The sequence below is a fragment of the Halostella salina genome (assembly GCF_003675855.1).
GTDB lineage: Archaea > Halobacteriota > Halobacteria > Halobacteriales > Natronoarchaeaceae > Halostella > Halostella salina.
The window spans coordinates 12,586-29,741 of sequence record NZ_RCIH01000010.1 but is presented as its reverse complement, the minus strand read 5'-3'; the positions used below and the strand labels follow the sequence as shown (position 1 = coordinate 29,741).

The following is a 17,156-nucleotide window of genomic DNA, read 5'->3' as shown; positions in this document are numbered from 1 at the left end:
GACAGTGATGAGCGCGTACCCTACATCCCCCGTCGAACGAACCGCACGGGACGAACCGATCACCGAAGCGATCGTCTGGGCGGTCGCCGAAGCCAAAGACGTAGACCCGCTCGACATCGACGTTCCGCTGTACGACAGTATCGACCCCGACGCGCTGGAGCGCATCCTCGATTCGGACAGTTTCGAGGGCCGGATCGGCTTCTCGGTCGCCGGCTGCGACGTCGTCGTGTACGACGACCGGCGCGTGGTCGTCAGTGAGGCTCCGGACACCGGCACGGAGCCGTCCGCACCCCCCGTTCCGGGGGAGTGATCGAGGCGGGCTCGATACGGTTCGAAGGATCCCACCCCGACCAGCGACGGCTCCGTCAGCGCGTCACCGACTGGCGGTTCGCCGCGACCGCTTCAGCGGCGGCCGACGCCACGCCGACAACTGCTGACCGACGCCGCCGGCCGGCGCTTGCGGGCTACTCGCCCCCGGTGTCGGTGATGGTTCCGTCGACGTACACCTCGGCGGGACCGTCGACGTCGATGCTGTCGAGTTCGCCGGTGAACTCGTAGTCGTCGGTGCCGTACAGCGCGACCGAGCCGGACGCGGTGGAGCCGCTGATCTCGTCGAGGAAGTCGGCGTTCGACGTGTTGGCGCGGTCGCCCGCCTCGATCTCGCCCGTGACGGTGAACTCGTAGGTGGCGCGGGCAGAACCGGTGCTCGACACCTCGAGCGTCTTCGTCGGCTCGGCCGTTTGGCCGTCGTCGTTCGACTCCTCGCCGTCACCATCGCTGCCGTCGGTTTCCTCCGACGGTGCCTGCGTCTCCACCTGCTCGCCGTCGACGTACGCCGCCGCGGGCCCGTCGACGACGACGGACTCCAGTTCGCCGGTGAACTCGTAGTCGTCGGTGCCGAACACGGCGACCGAGCCGGACGCGGTGGAATCGCCGACCTCGTCGAGATACTCGGCGTTCGACGTGTTGGCGCGGTCGCCCGCCTCGATCCCGCCGGTCACGGCGACCTCGTAGGTGGCACGGGCCTCGCCCGTGCTCGTCAGTTCGAGCGTCTTCGGCGTCGGCTCCGGCTCCGGGGCTTCGGTCTCGACCTGCTCGCCGTCGACGAACACGTTCGCCGGGCCGTCGACGACGGCGGATTCCAGTTCGCCGGCGAACCGGTAGTCGTCGGTGCCGTACAGCGCGACCGAGCCGGAGCCGGTCGTGCCGTCGACCGCGTCGAGATACTCGGCGTTCGACGTGTTGGCGTTCGACCCGGCTTCGAGCGCCTCGGTGACGCTGAACTCGTAGGACGCGCGGGCCTCCCCCGTGCTCTCGACGGTCAGCGTCCGGTCGAGGGTGTCGCTCCCTGATCCGTCCTCGGAACCGGACCCGGAGTCAGGGCTGCTCACCGACTCGCCCGGAAACTCCTCGGGGATCTCCGGGGCGGCACAGCCCGACCCCGAGCCGTCGAGCGAGTTGCAGACCCGGCGGACCTCGACGCCCCCGCCGCTGGCGACGGTCCCGGAGCTGCCGGTGAACGCGGAGTTCTCCACGGTGACGGTGCTGGACCCGCTGCCGGCACGCACCGCGGCCCCGCCGGCGTTGAGTTCGAACCGACTGTTGCGGACCGTCCCGCCGCTTGTGTACCGGTTCCAGTGCATGCCGCCGTCCCCCCACTGGAGGTTGTCGACCTTCACGTGACAGTTCTCGACCGTCGGGCCGGCACGGGCGTACGACGAGTTCGTCTGCGCCCAGAGCGAGCGGGTCGACGCCTGCGACGGCGTGCCGCCGCCGCGGACGTGCGAGTCGGGGTGCCACTGGGTGTCGTCGTACCACCAGGTGCAGTTGCGGATCGTCGTCTCGCTGCCGGTCACCCGGACGGCCTTGTCGTGGACGTGCCGGAAGTGGCAGTTCGCCACCTCGATAGGGGCCATCCGGTCCTTCCCGAAGTAGATCACGGAGCCGGAGCCGCCCCGGACCCACATGTCGCGGAACTCGGCGCTCCCGGTCGCTCCCGCCGCGCCCCAGAACATCGCGCGGTTGTTCGGGTAGTCGTCGTACTGCACCGGCGTCAGGTCTACCCAGTCCTGCACGACGATGTGACCGCCGCTGTTGACGAACTGGAACAGCATCGGGTCGCGGTTCTGACTGAACCCGCCGACCGAGCGCTGGGACGGTTCCGACCCTTCGAGGCCGCAGCCGACGATCTTGCAGGCCCCGCCGTTCGGCGAGAGCAGCGCCCCGAGCATCGTGTCGAACGAGTCGTACTGGTCGAACACGAGGTTCGACAGCAGGAAGTCGCTGCCGGACCAGTTCAGCCACCGCGCGTACTGCCCCTGGTCGGTGACGAACCGCACGTCGCCGCGCGCGTCGCCGGTGCCGCGAATACCGACGCGGTTCGACGAGACGGTGACGCTCGGCGTGTGGCCGTTGCCGGGCACCCTGTACGTCCCCGGCGGCAGTTCGAGGAGCGTCCCCGACTGGGAAAGCGCCTCCTCGATCTCGGTGTGAACGTAGTCGTTCCCCTCGGGGTCCATCCCGAGGTCCTCGACGCCGTTCACGACGCGGTCGAACTCGATCCCCTCGACCGTCGTCGCCGCGGCCGCGCTTCCGGAGAATCCGATAGCGGCGGCCGTCGCCGTCCCCGCGACCTTCAGGAACGAACGCCGGTCGACGCTGTCCGCCGCGCTCCCGTTGCCGGCCGATTCGTCTCCGGTAAGATCCACTTTCTCGTGATCCCGCTCGGGAAAGTCATCGGTGTCGGTATTCTCGGATCGCTTGTCGTTTCCCATGCTCGGGTAGGTGAACCTTACCCTCAAAAGCGTGTTTCACGCTTGGTTAATTTTCGTGGGCACTTACTTACCAGATCTTTACGCTACCGTTACGACCACCGTATTCGGTTGCTACTGTAAAACGTCCGCTTGGTAGCGCCGGCCACACCCTCGGACCGCCGTTCACCGCCCCGATCGGCGGCCGAAAACGGCCAGCGACGCGCCAGTAAGGCCATCTTACCGCCGGACTCGGCGCTTGGAGCGCGCCCACGGACCGCGGACAGGTCGGCGACGCGACACGCCGGTCGCAGCGTCTCCCTCCGGGATCGGACGGGTCGGTTCCGGTACCTGTAAGCCAGCACATACTGATAACCGTCTGTCCTGTCCTCCCCGGCATAGTATGTCCGGTATCATCGGCGGGACCGTCGACGGCAACGCGCTCCCGCGCCTGCTCGGGCAGTTGCATCACGAGGAGTGGTTCGAGACGGAGCGGTTCGCGCACGGACCGTTTGGACTTGGCTTCCACCACCACGGCGACCGGGACCCCGCGGGCCACACGTCGTGGGACGGCGGGAGCCGGTTCGGCGTCGTCAACGGCGCGGTGTCGAACCGGGACGAACTGTCGCTCTCCGACCGCGAGCTGATCGAGGGCGTCCTCGACAGACCCGACGAGGTCCTCCCCGAACTGGAGGGGTCGTTCGCCATCGCCGCCGTCGACGCCGCCGAGCGCCGGGTCGTGCTGGCACAGGACAAGATCGGCACCCGACAGTGCTACTACGCGACCGACGACGGCCTCGTGTTCGGCTCCGAGGTGAGCGCCCTGCTCGACGAACTCGACGAGGTCCGGATCGACCGACAGGGCGTCAGCGACATGCTGCTCATGGGACACATGTGGGGCGACCGGACCCTGGTCGAGCGGGTGAGCGCGCTCCGCCCCGCCTCCTACCTGGAGTACGCCGACGGCGAGGCGTCGGTTCGACGCTACTGGAAGCCCGACTACGAGGCGGCCGAGCCCGGACTGCCCTACCTCCGGGAGCTGAAGCGGCGCTTCCAGCGCTCCATGGACCGGGTGAGCACCACGCTGGACGGCGAGGCCGGACTCTGGCTCTCCGGCGGCCTCGACAGCCGCATGACCGCGGCCGAACTGCAGCGCAACGCCGTCCGGGACGACTCGTTCGACCTGCGAACGTACACCTACGACGCGAACCCGCCGGGGGAGAACGTCGAACCCGCCCGCGACGTGGCGGCGACCCTCGGCGTGCCGAACGAACTCGTCGAACTGTCCGCCGAGACGTTCGCCCCCCGGTTCGAGGAGGTGATCGACCTCACGGACGGGATGGTCCGCTGGAACACGACGAAGAACCTCGCGGCGGTGTTCAACGTCGCGGACCCGCCCGGGGTCATCATGGAGGGGTTAGAGGGGACCCTGGTCGGCCACCACCTCGGCCGCCACCACTTCACCGACTGCGCATCCCCCGTGGAGTCGATGTACCGGAGCGAGGCCGTCAACGACGTGGGCACCGTGAGGGAGGTGTTGACTGCGAGCGTCGACCCCCTCGACTCGTTCCGTGCGGAGACCGCGTTCACCGACGAGACGACCAAGGCCGGGAAGATCCTCGACGCGCACTTCCAGAACTACTTCTCTCGGATGGCCCACGCGAGCAACCAGGTGCCCCGGGCGCGCGTCGGGACGCGCGTCACGTACGCGGACGGTGACCTCCTCGAACACGCGGCGAAGCTCCCCCTGCAGTACCGGATGGGGACGGTCCCGTTTACCGACAACAGCATCCCGTACGGGACGACGAAGCCGAAGTTCTGGCTCCTGCAGGAACTCCACCCGGAGCTCGCCGAGATCCGGTACGAGCGGACCGGACTGCCCCCGAAGTACCCGTGGCCGGTTCAGGTGGCCGGCTTCCTCGGATCGACGGCGCTCGCGCGGCTCCGGGCGCGGGCGACGTACGGCGGACGGGGGCTCATCGACGAGTGGTACCGGGAGAACGACGCGCTCCGCGCGAAGATCGACGACCTGATCGACTCGGCGTGCGACCGGGAGCTGTTCGACGGCGACCGCCTCCGGGAGCTACAGGCCGCCCACCACCTCGGCGAGGGGAACCACATCGACGTGATCGCGCCGGTGACGACGCTCGAATCCTGGTTCCGGCGGCACGTCGACGACCGGACGACGAAGCCGGAGCCGTCGGCGCGGGCGACGCTGGACTGATAGTGTTTGCTCTCGCCAATTGCCGGTGGTCGACGGTAACGGTGTGGTCGACCACCGATAAACAGTGAGAGCAAACACTATGACCGGAGCGCGACGCTCCGTCCCGTTTTCTACGTGAGTACCGCCCGGATGCGGTCGACCTCGACGATCCCGGTGGTGACCGCGAGCGCCGCCCAGACGACGACGCCTGCGCCGACGACGGCGACGAGCGACGGGATCCCGGTGACGTAGCCGACGAGCGGCGCGACCGCGACCCCCATCCCGGCGGTGATGGCGAGGACGACGCCGGTCGCCCGGAGCAGACGGGGCAGCGAGAGGCCGAGCTGGCGGTAGACGATGACCAGTTCCACGGCGAGCATCAGCGAGTGGGTGACGACCGTCGCCAGCGCGGCCCCGACGACGCCGATCGCGGGGATAAGCAGCAGATTGAGGACGAAGTTCCCGATCGACGCGCCGCTTTTCGCGAGCGCCCGCGCCCTGGCCCGCCCCAGGTAGTCGAGGCCGTCGCTGGTGATCTTGTCGAGCGCCTTGACCAGGACGAACACGCTCAGCACTTCGAGGACGGGGATCGCGCCGAGGTACTCCTGCCCGAACACGACGCGGATCGCCGGGTCGGCGACGAGGAGCACGCCGACGGTCGCCGGGAGGTACATCGCGAGCGTGTACTCGAACGTCGTCTCGTAGAGGCGGGCGGCCCGGTCGAGGCTATCGCTCGCGTTCTGCTCGCCGTAGGTGGGCGACACGGCGACGCCGAGCGAGCTGGCCGGGGCGATCACGAACTCGCTGATCTGCTTGCCCAGCGTGTAGTACGCCACGGCCGCCGGGTTCAGCAGGTAGCCGACGAGGATGGTGTCGACCCGGTTGTCGAGGACGTTCGACCCCCGCGTCACCGCCAGCGGAACGCTGTACTCCAGCACCCGCCGGTACAGCCCTTCCTCCGCCGGCTCCCCCTGGACGTGGGGGCGGTAGAACCGGACGTACAGCACGGCAAAACCGACCAGCGCGGCGAGCGCGTAGCCGACCGTGTAGCCGAGCATCGCGCCGGGAAGCCCCCAGCCGAGCAGGAGGAAGACGACGATGAACGCCAGCAGGCTCACGTTCCCGACGACGCTGACGACCGCGCTCAGGTCGACCCGGTTGAACCCCTGCAGGAGGAGGGTCGACGCCTTCTGCAGCGAGCGCGCGGCGACGTAGGCCGCCCCCACGAGCAGCAGTGTTCCGATCCCGGGCTGCCCGAGGAGGGCCGCGAGGCGGTCGTGAAACGCCGCCAGCACCGCCGCGACCACGACGACGCCGACGACGTTGTAGGTCAGCGCGGACCGCATGATATGCGGGATCTGTGCCGGATCCAGCTCGCGGTACTCGGCGACGTACCGGGCGGCCGACTTCGCAAAGCCCATGCTCGCGACGAGCACGCCGATGCCGAGGATCGAGACGGCGTAGAACAGCGTGCCGTACTCGTCGGCCGTGAGAAATCGCCCGGCGAGCAGGTAGACGATCGCCCCCTGTGCGGCCATGCGAGCGACCTGCCCGAGCATGAGCGCGGACGCGCCCTTCGCGATCCGCTTGCCGACGCTCATCGGCTCACCTCCCGGGTCGTGCCGACCGGGCGACGGCTCACCGTCGCTCGCCACCGGATCGCCGTCATGACGCGCCCTCCCGGACGATACGGCCCGTCAGCCGGTCGGCGGTCAGGTCCGAGACGAGGATGCGAAAGTCGTCGGCGTCCGACTCCGGGAGCACGATAGCGGCGTCGCCGTCGGCGCTCCCCGACGGCCGGAACGACGACCGGATCGTCCCGGCGGCCGCGTCCTCGGGCAGTTCGGCCCTGGGTCCACACGGAACCCGTCGCAGTATCGGGCGGTCGTCGACGGTCACGAGCACGTCGCCGGCGTCGCCGGCGTCGGAGACATCGACGACGAGCGGATACCCCTTTGAAACCACCGAACCGCCGTCGACGGTGGCGTCGGGCGACCGAACGAGTCGGACGCCGTCGCGACGCCGTCCGGTGAGCCGAACGGTCGCGTCGCGGAGCGTCGACCCGGGCGCGTCCTCGATCACGACTGCGGCCGCGCCCGACCCGCTGCCGGTGATCCGCACGCCGTCGAGTTCCACCCAGCGCGGGCCGCTCGACGGCGGGTGGTTCCCGAACGCCGTCTTCCCGACGCGGGACACCGCCGGCGTGTCGTCCGCGTCGACGCGGATCGCGGTGTTCCGAACCGTTGCCGTCTTCGCCGGTCCCTGGATCGTGATCCCGGGGCCGGGGCTCGGCACGTCGCCGTCGATGCTGATGTCGCAGTCCGCCACGCGGGCCCCCGGCGGCTTGTCGACGTACGCCGACTTCTGGTTGATCACGATCCCACGCAGACGGAACGCGCCCTCCTCCTGCGTTCGGGGTCCCTCGTACGCCGACAGGCTCGCTTCGACCGTCGCGCCCTCGACGAAACTCCCCGCGCCGCCGATGCGGATCGACGCGACGTTGTTGTTCCGGAAGGTCCCGCCGTGGACGTGGACGTCCCCCGGCGTCGACGTCGCGTAGATCCCGGAGCCGCCGAACTCCTCCAGGTGCGCGTCGACGATGCGGACCGTCCCCCGGTTCAGCTGGCCGACGTAGATGCCGGCGCGGCCGTTGCCCCAGCCGTAGTGGCCCCACGCCGCGCCGCGCTCGGCGACGTACTCTTTGATCGTCGCCACGCCGTCCGGGTCGCGGACGACCGGTACCAGCCCGTGGACGCCGGCCGAGCCGGTGTGCAGGCCGCGACCGCGGTACTCGACGCGCTCGACGTGCAGGGTCGTGTCGGTCAGCGCCTGGATCCCGGCGCTGGTGTTCGACGCCCGGATGTCGATATCGACGTTCTGGAGCAGGAACTCGGCGACATCGACGTCGACGATGACGTCGTTGTACCCCGACGGGGGGACGAGCCGGACGTCCCCGACCCCCTGCAGTCCGACGCGGTCGTAGCCGGTGATCGTCAGCGGCTCGTCGAGCCGGTACGCCCCCTCGGGAAACACCAGCAGCCGCCCTTCCGCGGTTGCCTGCCGGAGCTGCTCGTCACACGGAGTCTCGCCCGTCGGGTCGCAGTCGAACGCCTCGACGACGTTCACGCGCTCGTCGAACGAGAGCGCCGGCGGGTCGGGTTCCGCGTCGTCGCCCGGCGTCTCCGTCCGCTCCGTCGACGTGTCGGTCGTTCGGTTCCGGTCCCCGGTGGTCGAGCGAACGGTGCTCCCCCGTGCGTTCGTATCCCGATGGGTACAGCCGCCGAGGGTTGCGACCGCTCCCCCCAGTAGCCCGAGATACGTCCTTCGATTCACACTCACCAGGGAGTTGCCCGATCTGTCCAATAAGAATGGACCGCCTACTGTGACCGCCGCGGCCAGCGCGGACGGGGGCGGAGGGCGCTCCGACCGAACCGTCGTCGGAACGACCTTCGAAATTTATATATCGATATTCGATATATCGATACCGTTTCCGCCGGTATGGAGCGTTTCAGCGCCAAAGAACCCAGTTCTCGGTGGCAAGCGATACTTGTGCTTATCTCAGTAAGCACGAGTAAACTGCGACCGGGGGGATCCGCTACTCCTAGCCCTTTTGCCGTCCGGGCCCTCTCCCCTACGTGCACAACGAGAGCGACACGTTCGAACTCGGCGGCGAGGACACGGTCCACCGGCTCGGCTACGGCGCGATGCGGCTGACGGGGGACGACATCGTCGGCCCGCCCGCGGACGAGGCAGCTGCCCGCGACCTGCTGGAGCGGGCCATCGATCTCGGCGTGGACCTGATCGACACGGCCGACTCCTACGGCCCGGGCGTCAGCGAGCGGCTGATCGGGGAGACGCTGGGCGACACGGACGACGTACTGGTCGCGACGAAAGGGGGCCTGCTCCGGAACGCAGACGGGGACTGGCTCCCACACGGCGACCCGGACTACCTCCGGAACGCGGTGCTCTGTAGTCTCGACCGACTCCGGACGGACGCCATCGACCTCTACCAGCTCCACCGGCCGGACCCCGACACGCCGTTCGAGGACTCGGTGACCGCACTCGCGGAACTGCAGGACGACGGGCTGGTTCGCCACGTCGGGCTCAGCAACGTCAGCGTCGAACAGCTCGATACGGCCCGCGAGATCGTCGACGTCGCCACGGTACAGAACGAGTACAACGTCGGCAACCGCGAGGACGAGGCCGTGCTGGAGGCCTGCGAGGAGTACGGGATCGGCTTCATCCCGTGGTTCCCGCTGGGCGCGGGCGACCTCGGGGAGAAGGCGGAGACCGTCGCGTCGGTCGCGGACGCGCACGACGCCACGCCCCAGCAGATCGCGCTGGCATGGCTGCTCAACCACTCACCGGTGATCCTCCCGATCCCCGGTACGTCGAGCGTCGATCACCTGGAGGGGAACGTCGCCGCGTCGGCGATCGACCTGACTGACGAGCAGTATCGCCGGCTCGCCGAGTAGCTACTCCTCGCGCATCCGTCGGATGCGCTCGACCAGCTGGTCGGTGTCCGCGGCCGCCTCCCGGAAGACGGCGTCGAAGAACTCCCGACGGGTGAGGTCCCGCAGGTCGTGGTCGGTCCGCAGGCGGGCGTCGACCAGCGCCTCGGCGTCCTCCAGCGCCTCGAACGTCTCCGGGCGGACGTACACCGACTTCTGGACGGTGTCGTCGAACGGGAACGCCGCCTCGGCCGGCGAGTCGGTCGCGTCGTTCGCCGACTCCTCGTCAACGGATTCGTCGGCGTTCGTCGAGTCCTCGTCCGCGGGGGTCTCGTCCGCCGGATCCGCGTCGGACGACGGCTCGCCGTCGCCCTCGACGGCCTCCCCGATACCGGCAAACCGGTTCTCGTCAGGCATCGGTCGTCCCCTCCTCGACGATGTCGGCGAGTTCGTCCAGTCGGGCCAGCATGTCGCTGTCCGGGTCGTACTCCGCGAGCGGCTGACCGTCGCGCCACGCCCGTTTCAGCGCCACGCGCTTGCGGATCCCCGGACCCGGCGAGTCCGGGTCGTCGAAGTGGTCCGAGCCAGCGAAATCGGGCAGAAACTCGCCGAACCGGGAGGCTTCGAGGTCCGCGATGATCCGCTTTTCCTCGTTGTCACCCTCCAGCGCGTTCGGCACGACCGCGAGCACGTCCACGTCCATCTCCTCGCGGATCGGGCCGACCTGCTGGGTGAACATCCGCTCGAAGCCGCTGGCGCTCTGTTCGCTCATCCGCATCGGGACGACGACGTTCTGGGTGGCGATCAGCGACGCGTCCGACAGCGGCCCCATATCCGGCGGGGAGTCGACGACGACGTAGTCGTAGTCGCCGCCGACGGCCGGTTCGACCACCTCGTTGCGGATCCACAGCGCGCCGAACGTGTTGCTCCGGATCGTGTTCTCCACCTCGTCCAGGTCCGCGTTCGCCGGGACGAGGTCGAACGGGCCGGCCGGGCGCACCACGTCGGCGAGCGTCGTCGGGTCGTCGTCGTCCAGCAGGTGTCCGAGATGGGTCTCGGCCTCGTAGGCGTCGGCCAGTCCCACACCCTCCGTCGCGTTGCCCTGCTGGTCCAGATCGACCAGCAACACCTCGTGGCCGCGGTTCGCGAGCCGTTCGGCCAGGTTGATCGCTATCGTCGTCTTCCCGACGCCGCCCTTCTGGAGGGCGACGCTCACTGCGTTGGTGTCTACCATGGGTGTCCTCCGTCGCGCGAGCAGTTCGAACGGTGTGGCTGTTCCACACTCCCCGGAATGCTTGCAATGTCTACAATGTGTGAAGAGTTCGAACTGTGCACGCTCACACGCCGTTTCCTCACAGTCCAGGTATTTCAAACTGCCGAGAGTGTTTGAAAGTTTTAAACATTGTAAACATTGTAGAATTTCTTGGAGTCAACCTATCCAGATGGTGCTGTATATCGCCCGTATCAAGGCTAAAAGTACACACATCGTACAATGTGTAGAATGTCTTTTAATCTCCAGATCCCAAGTGGCCGTAGAATTTGTAGAATGTGTAGACATTCTACACGGTGCCAACACTGCTCACGGTTCGAAACATGTGAACGGTTTGAAAACCGCTCGGGGAGAGAGACCGCTACGCTTCCGCGCCGAGGTCCAGGTCGCGCGCTATCTCGCCGGCGCGCGTCCGGATGGCGTCGGCGTCGGCGACGGTCACCTCGCCGTCGTCCTGCAGCACCTCGCCGTCGACCATCGTGAACTCGACGTCGTCGCCGCGGGCGGCGAACACGAGATGGGAGAGCACGTCGTACAGCGGCGTCGCCCGGGTGAGGTCCGTCGAGAGACCGATCACGTCGGCGCGCCACCCCTCGCGGATCTTCCCCACGTCGTCGAAGCCGGCCGCCCTCGCGCCGTTGCGCGTCGCCATCTCGAAGACGGCGCGGGCCGGGGCGAGTTCGGGGTCCAACTCCTCGACTTTCTGGAGCAGGCTGGCCTGCCGCATCTCCGTGAACGGGTCGAGCGTGTTGTTGCAGGGCGGCCCGTCGTTGCCGAGCGCGACGTTGATCCCGCGGTCGAGGTAGTCGACGACCGGGGCGACGCCGCTGGCGAGTTTCATGTTCGAGGACGGGCAGTGCGTGACGTGGGTGCCGGTCTCGGCGAGCAGTTCCCGCTCCGCGTCGTCCGTCCAGACGCAGTGGGCGAGCACCACGTCCTCGCCGGTGAGGCCGACCTCGTGGAGCCACTCGACGTTGCGCATGCCGGTGTCCTCCTCCACCTGTGCGATCTCGTCGCGGTTCTCGCTGGCGTGGGTGTGGATCCGGACGCCGTCGTGGCGGTCCGCGATCCGGCGTGCACCGCGGAGACACTCCTCGGTGCAGCTGACGGCGAAGCGCGGGGTGACCGCGTACCGGATCCGGTCGTCGAACGCGCCGTGGTACCGCTCGATCAGGTCCTCCGTCTCGGCGAGGGCGGCGTCGGTGTCCTCCAGCAGCCCCGGCGGCGAGTCCTTGTCCATCAGCACCTTGCCGAGGATCCCGCGGATCCCCATCTCGCCGGCGGCCTCGAAGGCGCGGTCGGCGTGGGCGACCGAGAGGTGGTCGACGACCGTCGTCGTGCCGCTCTCGATGCATTCCAGATAGCCCAGCTTCGCCGCGACCTCCATCTCGTCGGCGGTCAGCGACGCCTCCATCGGGAGGACGTGGTCGAACAGCCAGTCCAGCAGCGCCGTGTCGTCGGCGATCCCACGGCCGAGGCTCTGGACGGAGTGAACGTGTGCACCGACGAGGCCCGGGAGCAACACGTCGTACGTGCGCCGCTCGTGGTCGGGGTACCGGTCGAGCAGGTCGGCCGCGTCGCCGACCGCCGCGATCCGGGAGCCGTCGACCACGACCGCGCCGTCCTCGTACACCGTCGACGCGTCCGCGACGACGGTTCCGCGAAGTAGCATACCCGTCCGTGCGCGGTGAACGCTCAAGTAACCCGTGATATTCGCCAGCGCGGGTATCTACAATGTGTAGAATGTGTAGACAGTGTAGAGTTTGTAGAAAGTGTTCGATACGCGTCGTGTGTGGACACTACGGGCCATGCGAAGGGTCCGGTCAAGCGAGCGACTCCCACCCGACCGTGACGCTGAACACCCCGCGGTCCGGATCGGATCGCATGGCGTCGGACGACCCGTCGGCGATCCGGTCGGTCGCGGTGACCCGGGAGGACGTGGTGACGGCGCTGGAGTCGAACCTGCGGAGCGACGGCCGGACCGTGCTCAGAGTGACACCCCCGTTCAGCGGTCGGATGCGCGCCCGCCTCCACGAGATGGGGACCGGCGAGTTCGTCGGCGAGGGCGACCCGGTCCATCTGGACCCCGCCGACCTGATCGAGTCCGTTCCACCGTACCCGGACCCGGCGACGACCGAGGACGAGATCCGGGCCGCCGCGGACGCGGAGTACACCACCGACCGGCACCGCGAGCGCCACGTCGAAGCGGTCGAGGACTGGCGGGCGACGGTGCGCTCGTCGCTGGTCGACAGCGTCGAACTGCCGGGGGAGGAAGGGAGTCGGGACGTGACGGTGAAGGCGCTCGGGTGAGGGGGGCGGTGGGACCGCCGGGCCGGGACTACTGCAGGTCGTACAGTCGCTGCCGGGCGTCCTGGAAGTGGATCCGCTCCTCGATTGCGTCGACGGACTCCAGTTCCGAGAGCGCGTGGCGGACCGTCCGGGCGGGGAGGAGGGACTCCTCGGCGATCTGTTGCTGTGTCAGCTGGCCGTTGTGTTCCAGCACCTTGTACACGAGTTTGGCGCTCGGCGCGAGGTCGGCGACCGGTTCGGAAGGAGCCATTGTGGGAAGACAGGTGCGGACGGGTCAAACGACTACCGCGGACGTGCCGCGAGCGCACACGACCGTTCCGAGTCGCTGGGGTGGGGTCCGAGCCGACCGTACGGTGTCGTACGGTCGTACGGAACCAGTACCAGCGACCCGTCTCAGGCCGGAACGAACGTCGAGTCGTAGAGGTGGTTGAGCATCACGTACGTGACGACGCCGAGCGTGAGACTGAGGATCCACGTCCCTGCTGCGATTCGACCGACCCGGGCGTGGGCGGTGTTCCGGAGTTCGCTGGGGGTGTGCGTCAGGCCGAGCACGACGGCGTACAGCACGACGGGGACGGCCACGACCGACAGTACGATGTGGATCGCGAGCATGATCAGGTAGCCGATCCGGACGAGTTCGGGACCGACGAAATGCTTCTCGCCGCCGCCGCCGACCTTCGGCAGGTACATGAGCAGGAAGACGAGGATGAGGGCGAACGCCGTCAGCATCGCCGCCCGGTGTTTGCGCACCTCGCCCTGCCGGATCCAGTACCAGCCGAGCGCGAGCGATATCGTGGCGAGGGTGTTGACGACCGCGATGGCGTGGGAGATCAGGTCGACCGTCTCCCGACCGATGTCCGGGAAGATGGGGACAGCGCCCGAGAAGGCAGCGACGACGAGGGCGTACCCGATCGCCGAGAGCAGTACGGTCGCCGCGAGCGGCCGTTCCCTGGCCCGTTGCCGGGGGTTCACCGTTGACATGTCTCCCTCTTCGGACGGGGACGGATAGGCGCTTTCGATCCGTGGCGGACCGCGTCCGGGATCCGGATGAACGTGCGATCGGTTCGAGTCGGGGAAAACTTCCGTCCGTCCAGGGTCGTGTCGAAGTGGTGGTTAACCACATTATATTCGAGCAATATATAATAGACTCACCTTTATCACCGAGGCCGTGGTCCGACCGGACACGATGGTACCGAGTGACCACTCCCCGAGCGCCCCGACCTGGAGCGACCCGAACACCTGTCCGTTCTGCGACGGCGACCTCGCCGACCCGGGAGCCGGTTTTATCGACCACCTGCAGACGAGCGAGGCCTGCGAGACCAGCTTCGAGCTGTGGCGTGACCGAGTCAGCAGCGACATCGGCGGCGAGTGGGCCGGGTAGTTCCGACAGACCGAACTACGCCGGGCCGGTAGGGACCGCTGATGGACGAGTTCTCCTACACCACGACGCTGGACGTGCGAGTCAACGACATCGATTTCATGGGGCACGTGAACAACGCGGTGTACGCCACGTATCTGGAGGAGGCCCGGGTCGACTACTTCTCGGACGTGCTCGACGTGCCGCTGTCGGACATCGACTCCGTGCTCGCGCACGTCGAGATCGACTACCGAACGCCGATCACGATCGACCACGACCCCACGGTCGCGCTCGGCGTGCCGGAGATCGGCGAGTCGAGCCTGCCGATGGAGTACGAGATCCGGGTCGACGGCGACGTGGCCGCGACGGCCGAGACCGTACAGGTGACGGTCGACCCGAAGACGAAGGAGACCCGCCCCATCGCCGACCGGGTTCGGGCGGACATCGCGGCCCACGAGGGGCTGAAGTAGCTACTTCTTGGCGTCGTCGTCGCCCGGACCCGCGCCGGCGACTTTGTCGACGATCGCCTCGCCGAACTGCGTCGGGGAGATGTCGTCGAACCCGTCCGGCGAGATGTCGTCGACCTCCTCGCCCGTGGCCACGCCGCTGGTGACGATCGCCCTGACGCCCTCCTCGACGGTCAGGTCCACGTCGTGGACCCGTTCCGTGGGCACGTTGATGAGGAACCCGCCCATCACCGGGTTCGGCGCGAGCGGGAGGAACAGCGTCTCCATCTCCGACTCGCCGACGGTCTCCCGGATCGCGTCCGGCGGATGGGAGGTCAGAAAGCAGAGCATGTACGTCTCGTCATGGGGGAACTCGACGAGTTTGACCTCCTGAAAGCTCTCGGTGTCGCTCTCGAGCAACACGTCGCTCATCTTGCGAACGCTGGAGTAGACGGTGCCGACGCCGGGGATGGCGGCGACGAACTCGTCGAACTCGCGGGTGTAGCCGCCGGTGCTATCGTTGCTTGGTCCCCCGCCGCTGCGCTCGGCCACGAACCCGACGACGAACACGACCGTGAGCAGGACGCCGACCGTGAGGAGTTCGAGCGCCGGTTCGGGGAGGCTGTCGGTCCCCGGGACCAGTCCGAGAGCCGCCACCGCAGGGGAGATCGTGTTCGAAACGAAGTCAAGCACCGCGCCGAGCAGAATGAGGGTGATGATCGTCGGAACGGTGATCGCGGTCCCTGTGACGAACGCCCGCCGAAGCCAGCCGCGTCCGTCGTCGCCGACCTTCGAACCAGACATGCGCCATCGTTCGCAGCGGGGGACCAAGATTCCCGGGGTTCGAACCCGGTAGCCGGGCGTTGAGACCGTCCGATCTACCGAAAGAGGTCGTCGTGGCGCGCCGCCAGATCCGTGTACGCCCCGGAGGAGTGCGCGTCGAATATCTCCGCCGGGTCGATCGTCGTCTCCGAGAGCGCCGTCACGGTCGCCGGCACGCCCCGGACGAACGACTCCGGCGGGATATCGTACCCCTCCGGCACCGTCGTCCCCGAGGCGACGATGCTCGCCTCCCCGACCCGCACCTCGGAGTTTATCGTCGCGTTGAACCCGACGAGCGCGCCGTCCTCGACGACCGCGTCGTTCAGCACCGCCCCGTGCCCGACCATCGCGCGCTCCCCCGCCGTGCTCGCGTGGAGCACGGCTGTGTCCCCGATGTGTGCCTGCCGCCCGACCCGGACCGGAGCGACGTCGCCCCGGAGAACGACCCCGGGCCAGACGCTCGCGTCGGCTCCGACCTCGACGTCCCCGACCAGCGTCGCCTCCCGGCTGACGCTCGCGTCGTCGTGGATCGCCGGCGTCGACCCCTCGAACCCGTAGCGTCTGCTGTCCATACCGGGTCGTTCGACCGCCGGCCTCAAAGTGTTAACTCACACCACGGCTACTCGTCGCGGAGGTCACTGAGGCGGTCCGCGGCGTCGTCGGTCGCCGTCCCGTCCGTCGCTGTCGTCTCGGGGCCGGGGGCGTCGGCCCCATCGTCGGCCCCCGGCGCGGTGCCACAGAGCGGACACGCGTCGTCGTCAGCCTCGAACGTCGTGCCACAGACGGAACAGTCGGTCGTCGCCGGTCCGGACGGCGTGTCGGTTGTCTCCGCCGATCGGGCGTCCGGATCGTCCGGGTGGGGGCCAGCAGCGTCCGCATCAGCGCCCCCGTCGTCGGCGTTCGCGTCGCCGTCGTCCGCCGATCCGCCGAAGACCGAGCGAACCGCGGCGGCGACCCGTGCGAGCAGTCCCATCAGTAGTTCTTGAACAGGATCGCCTTCACGTCGTCTTTCGTCTGGACCTCCTCGGTCCCGCCGTCGGGCAGGTCGACCACGTAGCGGGTCTCCTCGGAGTCGGCCTGCTCCCACTTGTCGTCGTGCGTGTCGAGCAGGTTCATCATCGCCGAGAGGCGGTCGTCGTCACCGTCGGCATCGTCACCGTCGTCAGCATCGTCACCATCCGCGTCGTCTTCGCTGTCGTCGTCTTCGCCGTCGTCATCGCCGCCGTCGCCGTTCCCGCTCTCGTCCGCCTCCGGTTCGTCGTCCGAATCATCGTCGTCCGTCCCGTCAACGGCGGTCGAATCGGCCGAGACGTCCGGCCCGTCGCCGTCGTATTCGTCGAGGAGGTACTGGACGGCGTCCCGTGCGCGGACGTGGCCGTAGGACACGTCCTCGGCCAGCGACTCCCGGATGTCGTCGAGTCGCTCGTACTGCTCGTCGGTGACGTCGATGCTCTCCATGGTCGCCGTGGATACGCTCGGCCGTAATGAAACTATCCGAGCGCGGCGAGGTTCCGCGCCGCGCGGCCGCGCCGACGACCCGACGGCGG

General features: G+C 68.3%; 18 protein-coding genes. 6 read left to right on the top strand and 12 right to left on the bottom strand.

Translation table 11 applies throughout. From position 1 onward, the window contains the following. The first annotated feature begins 7 nt into the window (after positions 1–7). Positions 8–310, top strand: a complete 303-nt coding sequence (locus D8896_RS17370; RefSeq protein ID WP_121823374.1) for a HalOD1 output domain-containing protein — start codon at positions 8–10, stop codon at positions 308–310. A 154-nt stretch (positions 311–464) separates the two neighbouring features. On the opposite strand, the gene D8896_RS17365 is transcribed toward D8896_RS17370, so the two are convergent. Continuing rightward, the gene (locus tag D8896_RS17365) at positions 465–2,774 is read right to left on the bottom strand and encodes a right-handed parallel beta-helix repeat-containing protein (protein ID WP_121823373.1); all 2,310 of its coding nucleotides are present in this window, start codon (positions 2,772–2,774) and stop codon (positions 465–467) included. Between the two features lie 379 nt (positions 2,775–3,153). On the opposite strand from D8896_RS17365, the gene D8896_RS17360 reads away from it, so the two are divergent. Next, a complete protein-coding gene (locus tag D8896_RS17360; RefSeq protein ID WP_121823372.1) occupies positions 3,154–4,974 on the top strand; it encodes an asparagine synthase-related protein in 1,821 nt (606 codons plus the stop codon). A gap of 110 nt (positions 4,975–5,084) precedes the next feature. On the opposite strand, the gene D8896_RS17355 is transcribed toward D8896_RS17360, so the two are convergent. After that, positions 5,085–6,554 carry a flippase gene (locus D8896_RS17355; protein ID WP_121823451.1) on the bottom strand — a complete coding sequence of 490 codons (1,470 nt, stop codon included), beginning with the start codon at positions 6,552–6,554 and terminating at the stop codon, positions 5,085–5,087. A 64-nt stretch (positions 6,555–6,618) separates the two neighbouring features. Continuing rightward, positions 6,619–8,292, bottom strand: coding sequence for a hypothetical protein (locus D8896_RS17350; RefSeq protein WP_162991638.1), 1,674 nt, complete (start codon positions 8,290–8,292; stop codon positions 6,619–6,621). A 296-nt stretch (positions 8,293–8,588) separates the two neighbouring features. Here D8896_RS17350 and D8896_RS17345 point away from each other — a divergent pair, with 296 nt between their 5' ends. Beyond that, entirely contained in the window at positions 8,589–9,428 is an 840-nt protein-coding gene (locus D8896_RS17345; RefSeq protein ID WP_121823370.1) for an aldo/keto reductase, read from the top strand. Here the strand turns inward: D8896_RS17345 and D8896_RS17340 are convergent, their stop codons facing one another. The 3 genes from D8896_RS17340 to D8896_RS17330 all read right to left on the bottom strand — a co-directional run bounded on the left by D8896_RS17340 (position 9,429) and on the right by D8896_RS17330 (position 12,346). Further along, positions 9,429–9,821, bottom strand: coding sequence for a hypothetical protein (locus D8896_RS17340; RefSeq protein ID WP_121823369.1), 393 nt, complete (start codon positions 9,819–9,821; stop codon positions 9,429–9,431). Further along, positions 9,814–10,638, bottom strand: a complete 825-nt coding sequence (locus tag D8896_RS17335) for a ParA family protein (RefSeq protein ID WP_121823368.1) — start codon at positions 10,636–10,638, stop codon at positions 9,814–9,816. Before D8896_RS17335 ends, D8896_RS17340 begins: the two co-directional genes overlap by 8 nt. Before the next feature lie 397 nt (positions 10,639–11,035). Further along, positions 11,036–12,346, bottom strand: a complete 1,311-nt coding sequence (locus D8896_RS17330) for a 5'-deoxyadenosine deaminase (RefSeq protein ID WP_121823367.1) — start codon at positions 12,344–12,346, stop codon at positions 11,036–11,038. 212 nt (positions 12,347–12,558) lie between these two features. On the opposite strand from D8896_RS17330, the gene D8896_RS17325 reads away from it, so the two are divergent. Beyond that, positions 12,559–12,984, top strand: coding sequence for a hypothetical protein (locus D8896_RS17325; RefSeq protein ID WP_121823366.1), 426 nt, complete (start codon positions 12,559–12,561; stop codon positions 12,982–12,984). A gap of 28 nt (positions 12,985–13,012) precedes the next feature. Here D8896_RS17325 and D8896_RS17320 read toward each other — a convergent pair whose 3' ends face one another. After that, positions 13,013–13,234 carry a winged helix-turn-helix transcriptional regulator gene (locus D8896_RS17320; RefSeq protein ID WP_121823365.1) on the bottom strand — a complete coding sequence of 74 codons (222 nt, stop codon included), beginning with the start codon at positions 13,232–13,234 and terminating at the stop codon, positions 13,013–13,015. A 143-nt stretch (positions 13,235–13,377) separates the two neighbouring features. Beyond that, positions 13,378–13,965 carry a DUF420 domain-containing protein gene (locus D8896_RS17315; protein ID WP_121823364.1) on the bottom strand — a complete coding sequence of 196 codons (588 nt, stop codon included), beginning with the start codon at positions 13,963–13,965 and terminating at the stop codon, positions 13,378–13,380. A gap of 205 nt (positions 13,966–14,170) precedes the next feature. Here D8896_RS17315 and D8896_RS17310 point away from each other — a divergent pair, with 205 nt between their 5' ends. Together D8896_RS17310 and D8896_RS17305 are read left to right on the top strand one after the other, a co-directional pair. Then, positions 14,171–14,365, top strand: coding sequence for a DUF7501 family protein (locus D8896_RS17310; RefSeq protein ID WP_121823363.1), 195 nt, complete (start codon positions 14,171–14,173; stop codon positions 14,363–14,365). 41 nt (positions 14,366–14,406) lie between these two features. Continuing rightward, positions 14,407–14,811: an acyl-CoA thioesterase gene (locus D8896_RS17305; protein WP_121823362.1), complete on the top strand. Its 405-nt coding sequence runs from the start codon at positions 14,407–14,409 to the stop codon at positions 14,809–14,811. On the opposite strand, the gene D8896_RS17300 is transcribed toward D8896_RS17305, so the two are convergent. From D8896_RS17300 to D8896_RS17285, 4 genes are all read right to left on the bottom strand, one after another. Further along, entirely contained in the window at positions 14,812–15,591 is a 780-nt protein-coding gene (locus tag D8896_RS17300; RefSeq protein ID WP_121823361.1) for a DUF502 domain-containing protein, read from the bottom strand. 74 nt (positions 15,592–15,665) lie between these two features. Next, positions 15,666–16,181: a gamma carbonic anhydrase family protein gene (locus D8896_RS17295; RefSeq protein WP_121823360.1), complete on the bottom strand. Its 516-nt coding sequence runs from the start codon at positions 16,179–16,181 to the stop codon at positions 15,666–15,668. A gap of 47 nt (positions 16,182–16,228) precedes the next feature. Next, positions 16,229–16,582 carry a hypothetical protein gene (locus D8896_RS17290; RefSeq protein ID WP_121823359.1) on the bottom strand — a complete coding sequence of 118 codons (354 nt, stop codon included), beginning with the start codon at positions 16,580–16,582 and terminating at the stop codon, positions 16,229–16,231. Further along, entirely contained in the window at positions 16,582–17,067 is a 486-nt protein-coding gene (locus D8896_RS17285; protein WP_121823358.1) for a hypothetical protein, read from the bottom strand. The genes D8896_RS17290 and D8896_RS17285 overlap by 1 nt, the downstream gene beginning before the upstream one ends. Between the last annotated feature and the right edge of the window lie 89 nt (positions 17,068–17,156).

Excerpts from the sequence above, each read along its gene's own strand:
- D8896_RS17370 (WP_121823374.1), top strand. The coding sequence starts at position 8 with ATGAGCGCGTACCCTACATCCCCCGTCGAACGAACCGCACGGGACGAA.
- D8896_RS17365 (WP_121823373.1), bottom strand. The coding sequence starts at position 2,774 with ATGGGAAACGACAAGCGATCCGAGAATACCGACACCGATGACTTTCCC.
- D8896_RS17360 (WP_121823372.1), top strand. The coding sequence starts at position 3,154 with ATGTCCGGTATCATCGGCGGGACCGTCGACGGCAACGCGCTCCCGCGC.
- D8896_RS17355 (WP_121823451.1), bottom strand. The coding sequence starts at position 6,554 with ATGAGCGTCGGCAAGCGGATCGCGAAGGGCGCGTCCGCGCTCATGCTC.
- D8896_RS17340 (WP_121823369.1), bottom strand. The coding sequence starts at position 9,821 with ATGCCTGACGAGAACCGGTTTGCCGGTATCGGGGAGGCCGTCGAGGGC.
- D8896_RS17335 (WP_121823368.1), bottom strand. The coding sequence starts at position 10,638 with ATGGTAGACACCAACGCAGTGAGCGTCGCCCTCCAGAAGGGCGGCGTC.
- D8896_RS17330 (WP_121823367.1), bottom strand. The coding sequence starts at position 12,346 with ATGCTACTTCGCGGAACCGTCGTCGCGGACGCGTCGACGGTGTACGAG.
- D8896_RS17325 (WP_121823366.1), top strand. The coding sequence starts at position 12,559 with ATGGCGTCGGACGACCCGTCGGCGATCCGGTCGGTCGCGGTGACCCGG.
- D8896_RS17320 (WP_121823365.1), bottom strand. The coding sequence starts at position 13,234 with ATGGCTCCTTCCGAACCGGTCGCCGACCTCGCGCCGAGCGCCAAACTC.
- D8896_RS17315 (WP_121823364.1), bottom strand. The coding sequence starts at position 13,965 with ATGTCAACGGTGAACCCCCGGCAACGGGCCAGGGAACGGCCGCTCGCG.
- D8896_RS17310 (WP_121823363.1), top strand. The coding sequence starts at position 14,171 with ATGGTACCGAGTGACCACTCCCCGAGCGCCCCGACCTGGAGCGACCCG.
- D8896_RS17305 (WP_121823362.1), top strand. The coding sequence starts at position 14,407 with ATGGACGAGTTCTCCTACACCACGACGCTGGACGTGCGAGTCAACGAC.
- D8896_RS17300 (WP_121823361.1), bottom strand. The coding sequence starts at position 15,591 with ATGTCTGGTTCGAAGGTCGGCGACGACGGACGCGGCTGGCTTCGGCGG.
- D8896_RS17295 (WP_121823360.1), bottom strand. The coding sequence starts at position 16,181 with ATGGACAGCAGACGCTACGGGTTCGAGGGGTCGACGCCGGCGATCCAC.
- D8896_RS17290 (WP_121823359.1), bottom strand. The coding sequence starts at position 16,582 with ATGGGACTGCTCGCACGGGTCGCCGCCGCGGTTCGCTCGGTCTTCGGC.
- D8896_RS17285 (WP_121823358.1), bottom strand. The coding sequence starts at position 17,067 with ATGGAGAGCATCGACGTCACCGACGAGCAGTACGAGCGACTCGACGAC.